Consider the following 14,180-nt stretch of genomic DNA (forward strand, 5'->3'; position numbering starts at 1 on the left):
ATCACCTTCTGCTAAACCTAATTTCTCAGCAGACTCTTTAGTGATAACAGCAGTAATAACATTAGGTTCTGAAACTTCAATTTTAATGTTTGCCATAACGGCTCCAAGATCAACATCAGATACTTTTCCATTTAATTGATTTCTTGCACTTAATTTCATAATTTCACATCAATATGTTTTTGACAATATAACATTATATCGAATTGTATATAAATATTTCGTTTTTTGACATAAATAAGACATTTTAAAACGATTACCGAAAATACTTCATATCGATATATTTTATATTAAAATTATTTATTAAAACAAATATAACAATTTAAAATAGTAAAAAAATATTTATATAAAGTTAAATAATTAAAATAAAATATATAAATTAAAATAATAAAATTTAAAGAAATATTAAATATTTATAAATAATTTTATCGAAATTCATAAATTTCACTTGAATATACATTATCCCGACAAGATCTCGATTTTAAAAAAAAAACTTAAATCCTTTATGCAAATTCAAATTATACTGAAAATTACAAAGAAATACAAATTTCAAACATGATTCTTATAACTAGAAAATATTAATAATATAAAAACGAAATTAATAATTATGAAAATCGAATTAGAATCAATCGGTACAATCCATACAGAATTCAATGAAATTGAAGGAATGCCAATTCAGCCTACAGGTGCAAAAGGAATAAAAGGAACTATTGAAATTAAAGACAAATTTGCAGATGGCCTGAAAGACCTTGACGGATTCTCTCATATTCACATTATCTACTTGCTACATAAGGTAGAGGGATACATGCTTGAAGTAAAACCTTTTATGGACAATGATACTCATGGCGTTTTTGCAACAAGATCACCGAAAAGGCCAAATAGAATAGGAATGAGTGTTGTTAAAGTAAATAAAGTAGAAGGAAATACAGTTCATGTTGAAAATATTGACGTTTTAAACGAAACACCCCTTTTAGACATCAAACCATATGTACCTCAACTATATGAAGATACAATAGATGAGTTAAAAATAGGATGGTTTGAAACAAAACACCAAAAAGCAAAATCACAAAAATCAGATGATAGATTTAAATAATCTATCACAAAAAAATTTTCGAAAAATCCAGTTTTAATTATTTTACAACCATTACTTCTTTAAGATGATTATATTCACATTCAAAATCATCAAATCCTCTAAAAAAAGAAAAAAGTTAGCTATAAATTATTTATAGCTGCAGTTATCAATTGAATGGTTGCTTCAATATCGTCCATACTACATACACTTACTGGAGTGTGTATGTAACGGGTAGGGACTGATAAAACACCGGTTGGGATTCCTTCACGGGTCAAGTGGATTGCAGTACCGTCAGTGGTTCCACCATCACTTACTTCCAATTGGTAAGGAATATCATTTTCATCACCAGCCTTGATAAGCATGTCTTTAACGGATTGCTGGGTCAAGATACCTCTTCCGCTGGCATCCGCTAAAATTATAGCCGGACCTTTGCCTGCTACAACTGGTGCCTCTTCCGGTTTAATTCCAGGATGGTCACCAGATAAAGTTACATCGAGTGCAATAGCTAAATCAGGATTTAATTTGAATGCAGAAGTTTTAGCACCTTTCAAACCTACTTCTTCCTGAACGGTACCTACACCATAAACGGTAGCTCTGGTTTCAACTCTTTTTAAAACTTCCATCATCACATAACAGCCGACACGATTGTCCAAAGCTTTTCCCATAATCAGGTTATTCGGATATTCTACAAAGAGTGCATTGAAGGTCATCTTATCTCCTATTCTGACCATTTTTTCGGCATCTTCCTTATCTTTTGCACCGATATCAATGAACATATCCTCCGCTTTAACAACTTTGTTTTTCTCTTCAGCTTTAGTAACGTGAGGTGGTTTTGAGCCGATTACACCAACAACAGGTTCTCCAACAGAAGAATGAATAGTTACAGTTTGGTTCATCAACATTTGATCATTTATTCCACCAATGTTAGAGAATTTAATAAATCCATTATCGTCAATGAATCTAACCATTAGACCAATTTCGTCCATGTGTGCTGCAAGCATTACAGTAGGAGCCTTTTTTTCACCTTTTTTAGTAGCTATTAGGTTTCCCATACTGTCTTTTTCAATTTTATCAGCTACATCTTCTAATTCACGTGTAATAATTTTAGCTATTTCTTCTTCGCTGCCAGATACACCTGGAGCTAAAGAAAGCTCTCTCATTAATTCCATCTTATCACCAAATAAGTTTTATACATTTAATAATATTAAATAGTTTCTATTGATAACAATTTCGAAAAAAAATAGTGAAAAAAGGAGCGTCAACTCCTATCTGTTTAAAGCTTTAAATCCGATTGGTGTGGTACTGTATTTAGTTCCGGCCGCCATAATTACATCCTGAACTGATGAAGTGAGTTTTGATTGAGGCCTCCAAGGTGCATCTTTATCTTCTCCAACAATAGATACTTCATCTACGATGTTATTTTCAAGTAAGTATACCAGAATTGCTGAAACTACGCCCCCGTCTTGACCTATAATTGAATCTGCTTTAACTGAGTAGATATCAAGATAGTTTCCAAGCGGTTTTTCGTCAATGTCTTCAGGATATATTTCATTGCTTACAAATGTTCTAGGGCATGCAAAATAACATGCATGACAATCATCTTCACATTCCTTTTTGGATACCGGTTTTCTGTGGTTTATCTGAATTGAATCAATTGGACATACATATTCACAGGCTCCGCATAAAACACATGACCCTACACTGATAACATCATTTTGCAGGTTTTCAAATTGGCATAAGCGGGCTTCCCTTATAACTTCCTCTTCACTCATTGCCCTTTTTGAAAGTACTGGTCTTGCAACGGCTTCTCTTTTTTTATATCTTTTAGTGTTTTTAGAAATTTTTTGATTTGCTATTCTTTTTAAGAGGTTCAGGCCTTTTTCAGGCATCTCTTCAATGGTAATGTAACCTTTATCAATAGCATCTTCAATAATTTCTCTACCTTTTTTTGACCTTACAATAACTGTTGAATATCCGCTAGGAGATCCAACTGAACCTACTGAAATATCTGAAACATCAGAAGTATAATCAGTGCAGATGTGACAATTTTTACGAGTAAAAGGTTCAGTTTCTGCAATTGGAATGGAAAATACATTACCGTCTATCAATTTTGCAATGAATTTTCCTTTATCAATTCTAAATTCTTTTACTTCATATAATTCTATGCCCTGACCTTTTAAATATTTCTCAAGATATGAATAAGAAAAGTTTTCCATACAGAACAAACCTATTTTTACATCAATAGGTGATCCGCCAGTTTGATTTTCATATTTGTTGATTTTTGTTGCAGCTAATATCTGGCAGGGAGTACCGACCATTGCTGTTTTAATTTCTGTCACTTTTACACCTCGTTCAATAGACCGGAAGATAACTTCCACCATAATTATTTTTGCATTTAACATATATAAAGTTTTTCAAAAAACTGAACAAAATCAATTAAATTCAGAATGGAAAAACCATTGGTTTAGATTTTAAAAACAAACAAAATTAAAAATTAAACAAAAAAATAGCTTACTAATGAAAAATTAAAAATAAGTGTTCGAAATCATTAAGTTAATGTAAATCCAATATTAAAATAGGTGAGAGTATGTCAAATGTAACAAAAATTTTTTTCAGCCCATCCGGCACAACCAAACAGGTAGTTGACCAAATTGCCAGTAGTTTTACATCTAAAAAAGAGACTTGCGACCTATTGAATTTTAACTCTTCAAAGGACTTTGCAAATGACGATATTGTCATTGTCGGAATGCCTGTTTTTGCAGGAAGGATTCCTAAAAGCGGACGTGAAAGATTATCCCAACTTAAAGGAGACAATACAAAAGCAATAGCAGTTGTAAACTATGGTAATGCACATGTATCAGATTCATTGCTTGAATTGGTAGATCTGCTTAGAGAAAATAACTTTAATGTTATTGCAGCTGCCTCAACAATAAGCCATCACTCAATATTTGATGGCGTTGCAGTAGGAAGACCCGATGCAAGCGATATTGAAAAAATCAATGAATTCGCAAAAAAATGTATGGAAAAAATAGAATCCGGAGAAAGTTTAGAAAGTGAAATACCTGGAAACAGACCTTACACCGACTATAAACAATTGCCGTTTGTCATATCTACAGATGATGCGCTTTGCTCATTCTGTTATGACTGTGTTTCAATTTGTCCTGAAAAAGCAATTCCTGATGACGACCCGATTGAAACAGACCTTGATTTATGTTCAAGATGTACAGCATGCATACATATATGCCCTGAAGATGCACGTATGTTTACAGGAGAAGCTTTTGAAGCTAAAAAACCGGCATTTGAACAGGCAAACAGTGAAAGAAAAGAACCTGAATTTTATTTATAAATTCATTTTCTTTTTAGCCGCTGTTCTTACATATTCATTTTCATCGGTTTTTGAAATTTCCCTTAATACTTTTTTACTTACTATTTTTTTACAGGCGGTTTCACGAACTCTCCAGGAATCATCATTTTTAGCAATGTTGGTGAGAACTTCCTGATTTCTAATTAATGAAACTGCTCTTACAGAAATATTTTCAGAAATTCCTTGTTCATAAATTTTAATTATGCATTTTTCAACTTTAATCTTATTTAAAGCTTTTAAAGAGAATTCCTCATCTTTATTTGCCAGAACAATTCTAATCAATGTTTCCAAATCAGTAATGTTATCCAATGTGGATTTTCTAATATCCTCCAATTTAGCATTCTTTAATATTTCAATGAAGTTTTTCTCATCGGTAATGTGTTCCATAGCTTCTGTGGCAACATCACTATCAGTTGAATTGATTGCAACATATGTAAAGTCTTTTTCATCAGTTATGGTAGGATTTGAAATCGCATGGGCTCTTACATACTGATCATCATCATTCAATGCAATAGTGATTAACTCCTGTGTATTTGTCAGGTTTTTTACGGCAATCTGTCTTACAAATGGGTCTTTATCATGGTTAATGACTTTCAGCAATATTTCATCATCCGTAATCTTTTTAACCGCTTCACTTCGAACAACACTATCTGAATCATTTAAAGCCATATAACTTAATAAATCATTATCGTCAACTTTATAAATGATATCCAAGCGAACATCGGATTTTTCTGAATTCATGGCAATATCCTTTAAGATTTCAACATTTTCGATTTTGCCAAAGATTATAGATCTTATTTTTGCGTTGTCTTCCTGTATTGCAATTTTAGCCAATGTTTCCTCATTTGAAATCTTTTTAATGGCTGCAATCCTAACCCCTTCATCATTGTCTTCAATTGCAACTTTTTGCAGGATTTCTTCACTGGTGAAATTATCCTTATTTACTGCTGATTTTCTAATTGAAGAATCCTTTGCTTTAAACACCAAATCATACAATACATCTGCATCTTCTATTTTTTCTAAAGACAATCTTCTGTAATTTTTATCAATCGCTTCAATAGCTATGTCCTTTAGGGTTTCTTCATCAGTTATCTTATTAAATATCTCATCAACATTTTTATTTTTCTTGGTGTTGATTACAATTTCTGCTATTGATTTATTGTTTTCACCAAGCCTTTCATATGCAAAGCTTCTGACATCAAAGAATTTTGAATTTTCAGCAGCATCCCACAGTAAGTTTTCATCCTTAAGTTTGTTTGCAGCAATTAATCTAATAGCCCTGTCCTTTACATTTTTAGCTATATCCAATGCTACAAATTGATCCGTGATACTATCTGCTGCTATTGCCCTTTCATTTCTATCCTTAGCATTCATTGCAATTTCTTTCAAAATCAATTGATCTTCGTCTATTTCAATGTCTTTTGGAATAGGCTTCTTTTCTTTTTTTGTATCTTTGCTTTTAAATCTATCAAAAAATCCCATTTTAATTTACTTCCCCATACATTTTCTCTAGAAAACTAGCAAGTGAAACTATATCCTGGCGATTATGTTCTATTATTGGAACAATCGGCCCTATATTTTTTTCGTTTAAATAAGTATTATAATAATCAGGAATGTATTGACCAGGAACATCACCTTCACGTTCTATACCGAACAATTCCTTTTCAATAGTTTGCAGCTGACAATTTGGAAGCCGTCCCTTCCATAGATTTTTTGCAAAATACATCAAATCCAAGTGAGGCAAATCCAGATTAGCATCCACTCTATTGTATAAACATCTATTCTTAATGAACGGCACATCAAAGCTTTTACCATTGAATGTCACATGGACGGAATCATCATCCAAATGAGACAGATATGCCTCAATGACTGCCGGCTCTTCATAAATTTCTCTTAAAAAGTATTGTGTAGAAATTATTTTATCATGCCTTAATTCCGCAACTCCAATCAGTATTATTGGAACATTTGAAAGACCCAATGTTTCAATATCCATAAATTTGAAGTTTTCTCTGTCCGTTAAGCTTATTGATTTTAAAACATTATTCCTGCATTTTTTAGTGTATTTGTTGCAGTCCAGTATTTCAATAATTTCTGCAAATGACAAATCATCAATTTTATCAAGGAAGCTTGATGCAATATCACAATATTTATCATGGTTTTTAAGTGATTCTATTGTATCATAACCTTTATTTTTTAGATTTTCTTCTGTTTTAATCCCAATTTTTGGCAATAATTTGAGATTGTTGTTTATTTGATTTTTAAAATTATTATCGTGAATTTCAAAATCAATTTTTTCTTTATGAGTGACTCTTAATGTATCGCCATATGAAGTGGAAATTATCTTCGAATTTTCAATGTCTTCTAATTTTTTTCCATCATAATCATTTAAAAGTTTTTGTTTATAATCCTTAAAATATGAATTTGAATATTTTCTAGCAGTTTTTTTAGCTTCTTCGGATGGATTTAAAGAACCAATTGAATTAGAAAGAACTTTTCGTAGATACATTTCATGTTCGCTATAATCTGTCATTCAGATTAACTATATGAAAATCAAATAATATATAATTTTTTAATAAAGTATAATTGAATTTTTGTAAAATACAAATAACTTTATATAGTATTACAACAAATATATATTTGGCTACAATGTAGCCAGAGAGATAGATTAAACAGCCAAATTTTAAAATTCATTTCTCTAAAAGCTTGTAAAAACAAGTTATTGGGTGGTTATAACACATAACTACCCAATCATCCCAAACTTTTTTTAAAAATATTAGTAAAATATATAAATTTTTCAAACCAAAGTATAAATTAAGGTTTGAACATGAAATTAAAATTAGCAATAATCTTTGGAATTTTAATATGGATTATAACATACTTTATAACTCAAGTATTAAATCCTTTTTTTAGCAGTTCACTTCCACATGTCAATATTATAGCTCCAATATCAATAATTCTCATTACTGGATTATTTGGAATATTTTACATCAGAAATATTGATACCAATGAAGTTATTGAAGGATTTACCGTTGGAGCAATATTTGTTATAATTGACATCATACTGGACTTAGTATTCTTTATAATACCGAACAGACCAAACTTAATTTTCATAGATTATACATTACATGTTTTTTCAATGATTATCATGACCTTATTAATAACAACCTTTTTAGGATATTTAGCTCAGATGAATATTGATTTAAAATAAGGAGATAGAAAATGATACCAAAATCACATCCACGTTACGAATCATTACTGTTGCGAGACAAAATCGTTAAAGCTGCTGAAAAAGGATACCTGGCAGATTCTGCAATGATTGCACATGGAAGAGGAGAGGCTTTTGATTATTTGATTGGTGAAAAAACAACATATCCTGCAAAAAGAGCAATGTATGTTGGAGTTGCAGCATTACTTTTATCAAAAAATCCGGTGATTTCTGTTAACGGAAATGCAACAGCACTGGCAATAGACGAAATAATCGAATTAGCAAGAACCGTTGATGCCAAAATTGAAATCAATCTATTTTATAGAACTGATGAAAGAGTGGAATTAATCACCTCCTTATACAGGAGCCACGGATACAAGGATATTCTCGGATCTTTGGATGACGATATGGAATATTTAAACGATATTAAAAATAACAGAGCATCAGCAAGTAAAACCGGAATATATTCAGCAGACACCATCTTAATTCCTCTTGAAGATGGAGACAGGGCAGAAATCCTTAAAAAAAGCGGTAAAAACATTATTACAATCGATTTAAATCCACTTTCTAGAACTTCAAAAATGTCTGACGTTTCAATTATGGACAATATTGTAAGAGCAATTCCATTTATGACAAAAATAGCTGAAGACTTAAAAACTCAAGACAAGCAAGTTTTAATTGAAATGGTTAATGATTTTGATAATGAAGAAAACCTTAAAGAATCAATTAAACAAATAAAAATAAAATGAAGATGATATAATGCAAGTAATGGGTGTATCTGGCCTACCTGGCTGTGGAAAAAGTTTTGTTTCTGACATTGCTGTTGAAAACGGAGCAATCATTGTGAGTATGGGGGACATTATCAGAGAAGAAGCCAAAAAACGAGGAGAATCCACTAAAGAAACAGCAGTTAATTTAAGAAAAGAATTTGGTAACGATATTGTTTCAGAACTTACAATCAAAAAAATCAAAAAAATTCAAGAAGAGGACAATACAAGTCTAGTCCTCATTGAAGGAATTAGAAGTCCACATGAAGTTGACATGTTTAAGGAAAACTTCGATAACTTCATTGTCCTTTCAATCTTTGCAAATCCAACCATACGTTTTAAAAGATTGCAAATAAGAAACAGGGAAGATGATTCCCAAGACTATGAAGGATTTCACAAAAGAGACGTGACTGAATTGGGATTCGGTATTGGTGATGTAATTTCCCTTTCAGATAAAATTATCATAAACGAAAGCGACATAGAAAGCTATCAGGAAAAAATAAGAGAATATTTCAGGGAAATTAATCTGTAGTTATTTTTCTTCTAAAACGGCATCTTCAATTATGTAAACACCACTATCACGATGCCATTCTTTTCTATCTTTTAATATTTTAAGTCTTTTTTTAAAAATAGGTCCATCTATAGCTAATGTTTCGGCTTCACCGCCTTCAAAAGCTATATCAACATAATATTTTTCATTGAGTTCAACCAGCTCATCGATGACATCATCATCAATTAATCTTCCAAGCCAAGTTTCATCCAGACCCCAGGCGGCAACACCGGATATGATTATTTTAAAACCAAGAGAAACAATCTCTCTCATGTAATCCAATTCATTAACATGCCAATATGGAGAAACTATTTCCAATCCAACTTCCTGTCCTAACTTTTCAATCCTTGACTTTTGATATTGTGAGTAAAGTGCACCGGTATATATGCACTCAACACCTGAATCTTTCAGATTTATAAAAGCCTGCTTCAAATCTTTAAGTTCTTCCTCTTTAACACCATCCGTTTCAACAGACATTAACGGAATATCAACAGCCTCTGCAAGCAAATCAGTAACATGAATATTGGGAACATGAAACATATATGATTCGTCATTTCGAGATTTCATAGAAAGAAGATATTTAACATCTTCTTTCATTTTTAAAGCATAATACAAAGCCATTGTACTATCCTTACCTCCCGAAAACAAAACGGCAGCATTCATAAAACATTACCTTTTACGCTTTTCGCCCATGAACTTTTTGAATTTTCTTGAGAAAACTCCAAAAGACTCATAGTAAACGCCCAATGCTGCAACAATAACACCTACTACACCAGTCACTAAAACAAACTGATAACTTGGCAGCAGGGAGGTGGTTGTATCATTTAGAGTATTTTGTATAGGACCTTCCATTTTACTTGGAACAATTCCTTTTTCCAGTAAAAGATTTCTGAACTCGTCTACGGATGCTGAATCAACTACCAGTTCTGCATGAACCTGACCGTAGGAAATGGATCCTCCATAAACTAACCTGTACCAATCGGAAAATGATTTTAAAGCATCATATGAAGAATAATTGTCTTCGAGTTCTATTTCAAGTTTACCGTCCTCTGTTACATTATACTTTTTATAATGGGAATCTATATTGCCTAAAATAGAATTGAAATACTGGTATTCCTGATCATTAAATTTCCACAAAGGAATAGTAATACCCGTTTCATCAAAAGAAATAAAACCTTCAGTTGATTCCAAATCCTTTTTAAGTTCATTCATATTTACTGAAGATGATAAATCCAAATACATTGTTTCTTCATTGCCTGGAATATTTTTTTCAACCATAGTTGCAACCGAAGGCACTTCCTGATAAATAGGCTCTAAAAAGAGTGCTCCTCCAATGGCTCCAATAATAAAAGCTGCTACAAGCACTAAAGCAAGTTCTTTTTTGGGCATGTATGGTCTTAACATTCCTACTGAAAAAATAAATACCATCATTAAAATAAATAAAATAATGTAAATAATTGCAATTAGTATATCCATAAATTCACACGCCATTAACTATTAATTTAAATATTTAAATTAACAAGTTAAATAATTTTGTATGAAAAATTGACTATTCCTGATGGATTATCATGTTTTGGCTATTTTCTGGCCATTCTATTACAAAAGTTTTCTTACCCTCAGATAATTTAAATGAGGTTTTTTCTAATTTTGAAATAACATCAATTCTTATTTCCTTTTGTTGATTGTTTTTGAGTTTGATTTTAGAAGATACGTGATTTTTTGTAATGTCAATCTTAACCGGCTTATCAATGTCAAGATAAACCGTCTGCTTAGATCCCTGGCCGTCACCATAAACTTCCTTTATCGCCTGGGCAATTTTAGATAAATCCGCCTTTGTTTTAATTGAATCAGATACATCAAAGGTGTTATCCATGCTTTGTTCCAAAAGAGGCAATGTAAAAACAATTAAGATTATCAAAGAAATGGAAAATATCAATAAATATTCAAGAGAAACCTGACCTTTACTGTCCATCAGACCACCAACACCAAATTTTTTGTAATCAGCATCATCAAATCCCCATAGCTTAGGGCTATGATTAGACCTATCATTATGGACGGTGTAAATGGAAATCCCAATTTAATGCACAAGCTATCCGAGATGAATTTTTGAGCACACATCACCTTTAACAGGGTCACATCCCTTTGTGTAATGCCTCCGGCACTTCTGGATTTAAAATAATATTTGAATTCATTATCTTTACTCTTATAAACCTTTAAATTTCCGTTTGACTCTTCTATTAACTGGCAAACATGGTCATCATTGAAACTGTACTTATTGACAATCATTCCCTCTTCCAAATCTTTAACCTTGACCGGCTTATTAAGAGTATTTTTTATCAATAACCTTAACGCGTTGTAATTAAATATGTTAATCAGCAAATCTGCATTATCTTTTATAAACTTGTTTTTTATGATTAATCTTGTTGTGAATACCACCAAAAATGGAAATGACACCAGAATGCTATTTAATATTACGCTAAAGGTAAACGGGTAAACTGACAATAACGGAAAAATATTCAAGAATTCTATATTAATTCCAAATGGTATAACTGTAGCAATTGAAGTGAATAATTTTACATCGCCACCACCCCATAAATGCAATTGCCATAAAAGATATGATATAGCATATGTGATAAGCATTGAAATAATAGAAGCTAAAATGAATTTAACGTTACTTGTTACCATAGTCAAAATTAAATTTGATGATAATCCAAATGCCAGCAATAAATTATTTAACCAATCCGGAACAAAATTCTTCTTTAAATCAAATATTGTTGCTAAAATCGAAAATAAAATCGTTACAATAATTTGAATTAAAAATATACTACTGAAATTCATGAATATAGATTAAACTAGCATCTATATTAATTAGATAGAAATTCATCTCATTATATTGTGCCAACTTGCAATATTGTGGCAGTTTGAAAAAAAAGAAAGAAATTAATTTTTAGAAAACTCATAAATAGCTTCTAAAAATGATTTAAATAAAGGATGTGGCCTATTTGGTCTTGATTTAAATTCAGGATGGAATTGGCAACCAATAGCCCATGGATGACCTGGAAGTTCAACAATTTCAACTAAGAAGTCGTCAGGACTGGTTCCAGAAATAATCAAGCCTTTTTCCTGCAGGTCTTCTCTGTAATCATTGTTAAATTCATACCTGTGCCTGTGACGTTCTTCAATATCAACTTCACCATAAGCTTCAAAGGTTTTTGTTCCTTCAACGATTTTACAGTCATAAGAACCTAAACGCATAGTTCCTCCCATGTTCTTGATTTTCTTTTGCTCTTCCATCATATCAATAACAGGGAATTCCAAATTATCATCAAACTCTGAACTGTTTGCATCAGGATATCCGTTTCTTCTTGCAAATTGGGTTACCATTGACTGCATTCCAAGACAGATTCCGAATAAAGGAACATTATTTTCGATTGCATAATCCACTGCATCCAATTTGCCTTCAAAACCACGTTCTCCAAATCCTCCAGGAATTAGAATACCATCGAAACTTTTTAAGATTTCCTCATCCAATTCTTCAACATCAGAGCTCAAGTATTGAATGTTGGCTTTAACTCCAATGCTTGCGGCTGCATGAAGTAAAGATTCACGGATACTGATGTATGAATCTTCAAGTTCAACATATTTACCGACAATACCAATTGTAACTTCAGGGTCAGTTATTCTAAGAGAATTGACTATATCTCTCCATTCATCTAATTTAGAAGAATCAGGTTCGACATCCAAACCGATTCTATTAACAATGAACTCACCGATGTTTTTATCTTCTAAAACCAAAGGCACTTCATAAATTGTGCCTGCATCAGGAGTATTTACTACCGCATCACGGTCAACATCACAGAAATGAGCTACTTTTGCAAGTAAAGCATCATCGATGTGCTCCTGTGATCTGCATACAATAACATCAGGATTTATTCCGACACTTCTTAATTCTTTAGTGGAATGTTGGGTTGGTTTGGTTTTGAATTCTCCAGCTGCATTTAGGTAGGGAATAAATGTAACATGGACAAACATGACGTTTTTACGCCCTTCTTCATTTCTAAGTTGTCTTAAAGCTTCAAGGAAAGGTTGACTTTCAATATCTCCAACAGTACCTCCAAGTTCTACCAAAACCACATCGTAATCAGCACTTTCAGAGTTTTCCCTAATCATCTCTTTTATACGATTAGTGATATGAGGAATAACCTGTACACATTCTCCCAAGTATCCTCCTTCTCTTTCTTTTGCGATTACAGATTCATAAACTTTTCCTGTTGTAATATTAGCTAGTCCATCAAGTTCAACATCTAAAAATCTTTCATAATGACCAAGATCCAAATCGGTTTCCATTCCATCATGAGTGACAAATACTTCACCATGCTGATATGGATTGAGTGTTCCGGAATCCCAGTTTAAATACGGGTCTATCTTAATAGCTGAAACCTTTAAACCGTAAGATCTTAAAATTCTTCCCATAGATGCTGATGTAATACCCTTACCTATGGAACTAACTACCCCACCAGTAATTATAATATACTTTGTCAATAAATCCTCTCCCATTGAAATTAATAAATACAATATAATTTAAGTAATTAATGATATATAAAAATTTAATTTCATTTATAAATGAAAATTATTTCCTAACGATTATTTTTCCAATGATACAATTTATTTGAAATTGTCTGTCCGGTTTCATTAAACTGATACTGTCCATTATTACCATAGCTTGCAAAATGGGATTCCGGAACAAACAGCTCGCAGGAATCACCCGGACCTTCACTGAACTGGCCTTTTCTGCAAACCATACCATAAGCCGAACCGTATGGACTTACAGACCAGAACGTGCAATTAAGACAAATCTCATCGCCATTATTCACCATGGAGTCGTAATCCACATCCTCAAAGTCATTTGTTAAATCATCATCAGAAAATTCCTCAAAGTCATCTTCATCAAAAAACTTATAGCATTCATCACAGTAATTATCCTCATCCAACTCATTACCGCATTCAGGACATCTCATATTATCACAAATCCCTAAACTTACCTTCTTCATACATTTTTACAATGTTTTAATGAATTCTTTAATATACTTCTCGCTAAATTCCCATGTATGCTCACCGGGAGCTTCAACAAATTCAACATCAATATCTTTGGATTTTAAAAATTGATAAAAATCAACGTTCTTGTCATGCAAAAAGTCATCATTGCCGCATGCCATGAAAATGTC

16 protein-coding genes are annotated in these 14,180 nt (G+C 32.1%); 5 read left to right on the plus strand and 11 right to left on the minus strand.

Features of this window, described 5'->3' with window-relative positions:
- Window positions 1-159 (minus strand): molybdopterin-binding protein (locus ACJMLH_RS09840; protein WP_405277230.1); only part of this gene is annotated, 159 nt, incomplete at its 3' end.
- A 445-nt stretch (window positions 160-604) separates the two neighbouring features.
- Here ACJMLH_RS09840 and tsaA point away from each other — a divergent pair.
- Window positions 605-1,090 (plus strand): tRNA (N6-threonylcarbamoyladenosine(37)-N6)-methyltransferase TrmO, encoded by a 486-nt coding sequence (tsaA, locus tag ACJMLH_RS09845; protein WP_405277200.1) that lies wholly within the window; start codon window positions 605-607, stop codon window positions 1,088-1,090.
- Between the two features lie 119 nt (window positions 1,091-1,209).
- On the opposite strand, the gene ACJMLH_RS09850 is transcribed toward tsaA, so the two are convergent.
- Both ACJMLH_RS09850 and ACJMLH_RS09855 read right to left on the minus strand, forming a co-directional pair.
- The gene (locus ACJMLH_RS09850; protein WP_405277202.1) at window positions 1,210-2,238 is read right to left on the minus strand and encodes a M42 family metallopeptidase; all 1,029 of its coding nucleotides are present in this window, start codon (window positions 2,236-2,238) and stop codon (window positions 1,210-1,212) included.
- A gap of 96 nt (window positions 2,239-2,334) precedes the next feature.
- Window positions 2,335-3,408, minus strand: a complete 1,074-nt coding sequence (locus ACJMLH_RS09855; RefSeq protein WP_405277204.1) for a Coenzyme F420 hydrogenase/dehydrogenase, beta subunit C-terminal domain — start codon at window positions 3,406-3,408, stop codon at window positions 2,335-2,337.
- 248 nt (window positions 3,409-3,656) lie between these two features.
- On the opposite strand from ACJMLH_RS09855, the gene ACJMLH_RS09860 reads away from it, so the two are divergent.
- Window positions 3,657-4,415 (plus strand): ferredoxin, encoded by a 759-nt coding sequence (locus ACJMLH_RS09860; protein WP_405277206.1) that lies wholly within the window; start codon window positions 3,657-3,659, stop codon window positions 4,413-4,415.
- On the opposite strand, the gene ACJMLH_RS09865 is transcribed toward ACJMLH_RS09860, so the two are convergent.
- A complete protein-coding gene (locus ACJMLH_RS09865) occupies window positions 4,410-5,915 on the minus strand; it encodes a HEAT repeat domain-containing protein (protein WP_405277208.1) in 1,506 nt (501 codons plus the stop codon). The genes ACJMLH_RS09860 and ACJMLH_RS09865 overlap by 6 nt on opposite strands.
- A gap of 1 nt (window position 5,916) precedes the next feature.
- A complete protein-coding gene (locus ACJMLH_RS09870) occupies window positions 5,917-6,963 on the minus strand; it encodes a ribonuclease H-like domain-containing protein (protein WP_405277210.1) in 1,047 nt (348 codons plus the stop codon).
- Between the two features lie 294 nt (window positions 6,964-7,257).
- Here ACJMLH_RS09870 and ACJMLH_RS09875 point away from each other — a divergent pair, with 294 nt between their 5' ends.
- Genes ACJMLH_RS09875 through ACJMLH_RS09885 form a run of 3 tightly spaced genes read left to right on the plus strand, consistent with a single transcriptional unit; the run spans window position 7,258 to window position 8,937 of the window.
- On the plus strand, window positions 7,258-7,641 hold the full coding sequence (locus tag ACJMLH_RS09875) for a hypothetical protein (RefSeq protein WP_405277212.1): 384 nt from the start codon (window positions 7,258-7,260) through the stop codon (window positions 7,639-7,641).
- 11 nt (window positions 7,642-7,652) lie between these two features.
- Window positions 7,653-8,387 carry a phosphopantothenate/pantothenate synthetase gene (locus ACJMLH_RS09880; protein ID WP_405277214.1) on the plus strand — a complete coding sequence of 245 codons (735 nt, stop codon included), beginning with the start codon at window positions 7,653-7,655 and terminating at the stop codon, window positions 8,385-8,387.
- Window positions 8,388-8,397: 10 nt separating this feature from the next.
- Window positions 8,398-8,937 carry an AAA family ATPase gene (locus ACJMLH_RS09885; protein WP_405277216.1) on the plus strand — a complete coding sequence of 180 codons (540 nt, stop codon included), beginning with the start codon at window positions 8,398-8,400 and terminating at the stop codon, window positions 8,935-8,937.
- On the opposite strand, the gene ACJMLH_RS09890 is transcribed toward ACJMLH_RS09885, so the two are convergent.
- The 6 genes from ACJMLH_RS09890 to ACJMLH_RS09915 form a co-directional block, all read right to left on the minus strand.
- The gene (locus tag ACJMLH_RS09890) at window positions 8,938-9,618 is read right to left on the minus strand and encodes a TIGR00289 family protein (protein WP_405277218.1); all 681 of its coding nucleotides are present in this window, start codon (window positions 9,616-9,618) and stop codon (window positions 8,938-8,940) included.
- Between the two features lie 6 nt (window positions 9,619-9,624).
- Window positions 9,625-10,431 carry a hypothetical protein gene (locus tag ACJMLH_RS09895; RefSeq protein ID WP_405277220.1) on the minus strand — a complete coding sequence of 269 codons (807 nt, stop codon included), beginning with the start codon at window positions 10,429-10,431 and terminating at the stop codon, window positions 9,625-9,627.
- A gap of 73 nt (window positions 10,432-10,504) precedes the next feature.
- On the minus strand, window positions 10,505-10,927 hold the full coding sequence (locus tag ACJMLH_RS09900; protein ID WP_405277222.1) for a class III signal peptide-containing protein: 423 nt from the start codon (window positions 10,925-10,927) through the stop codon (window positions 10,505-10,507).
- On the minus strand, window positions 10,927-11,793 hold the full coding sequence (locus tag ACJMLH_RS09905) for a prepilin peptidase (RefSeq protein ID WP_405277224.1): 867 nt from the start codon (window positions 11,791-11,793) through the stop codon (window positions 10,927-10,929). Before ACJMLH_RS09905 ends, ACJMLH_RS09900 begins: the two co-directional genes overlap by 1 nt.
- A gap of 102 nt (window positions 11,794-11,895) precedes the next feature.
- Complete coding sequence (locus ACJMLH_RS09910) at window positions 11,896-13,512, minus strand: CTP synthase (RefSeq protein WP_405277226.1); 1,617 nt, start codon at window positions 13,510-13,512, stop codon at window positions 11,896-11,898.
- Window positions 13,513-13,592: 80 nt separating this feature from the next.
- Window positions 13,593-13,973 (minus strand): hypothetical protein, encoded by a 381-nt coding sequence (locus ACJMLH_RS09915; protein WP_405277228.1) that lies wholly within the window; start codon window positions 13,971-13,973, stop codon window positions 13,593-13,595.
- Window positions 13,974-14,180: the final 207 nt, after the last annotated feature.

Source organism: Methanobrevibacter sp. (assembly GCF_045116495.1).
Classification (GTDB): domain Archaea; phylum Methanobacteriota; class Methanobacteria; order Methanobacteriales; family Methanobacteriaceae; genus Methanocatella.

Bases quoted from the DNA above. Each gene is read 5' to 3' on its own strand.
- tsaA (WP_405277200.1), top strand. From the start codon at position 605: ATGAAAATCGAATTAGAATCAATCGGTACAATCCATACAGAATTCAAT.
- ACJMLH_RS09850 (WP_405277202.1), bottom strand. From the start codon at position 2,238: ATGGAATTAATGAGAGAGCTTTCTTTAGCTCCAGGTGTATCTGGCAGC.
- ACJMLH_RS09860 (WP_405277206.1), top strand. From the start codon at position 3,657: ATGTCAAATGTAACAAAAATTTTTTTCAGCCCATCCGGCACAACCAAA.
- ACJMLH_RS09865 (WP_405277208.1), bottom strand. From the start codon at position 5,915: ATGGGATTTTTTGATAGATTTAAAAGCAAAGATACAAAAAAAGAAAAG.
- ACJMLH_RS09870 (WP_405277210.1), bottom strand. From the start codon at position 6,963: ATGACAGATTATAGCGAACATGAAATGTATCTACGAAAAGTTCTTTCT.
- ACJMLH_RS09875 (WP_405277212.1), top strand. From the start codon at position 7,258: ATGAAATTAAAATTAGCAATAATCTTTGGAATTTTAATATGGATTATA.
- ACJMLH_RS09880 (WP_405277214.1), top strand. From the start codon at position 7,653: ATGATACCAAAATCACATCCACGTTACGAATCATTACTGTTGCGAGAC.
- ACJMLH_RS09885 (WP_405277216.1), top strand. From the start codon at position 8,398: ATGCAAGTAATGGGTGTATCTGGCCTACCTGGCTGTGGAAAAAGTTTT.
- ACJMLH_RS09890 (WP_405277218.1), bottom strand. From the start codon at position 9,618: ATGAATGCTGCCGTTTTGTTTTCGGGAGGTAAGGATAGTACAATGGCT.
- ACJMLH_RS09895 (WP_405277220.1), bottom strand. From the start codon at position 10,431: ATGGATATACTAATTGCAATTATTTACATTATTTTATTTATTTTAATG.
- ACJMLH_RS09900 (WP_405277222.1), bottom strand. From the start codon at position 10,927: ATGGACAGTAAAGGTCAGGTTTCTCTTGAATATTTATTGATATTTTCC.
- ACJMLH_RS09905 (WP_405277224.1), bottom strand. From the start codon at position 11,793: ATGAATTTCAGTAGTATATTTTTAATTCAAATTATTGTAACGATTTTA.
- ACJMLH_RS09910 (WP_405277226.1), bottom strand. From the start codon at position 13,512: ATGGGAGAGGATTTATTGACAAAGTATATTATAATTACTGGTGGGGTA.
- ACJMLH_RS09915 (WP_405277228.1), bottom strand. From the start codon at position 13,973: ATGAGATGTCCTGAATGCGGTAATGAGTTGGATGAGGATAATTACTGT.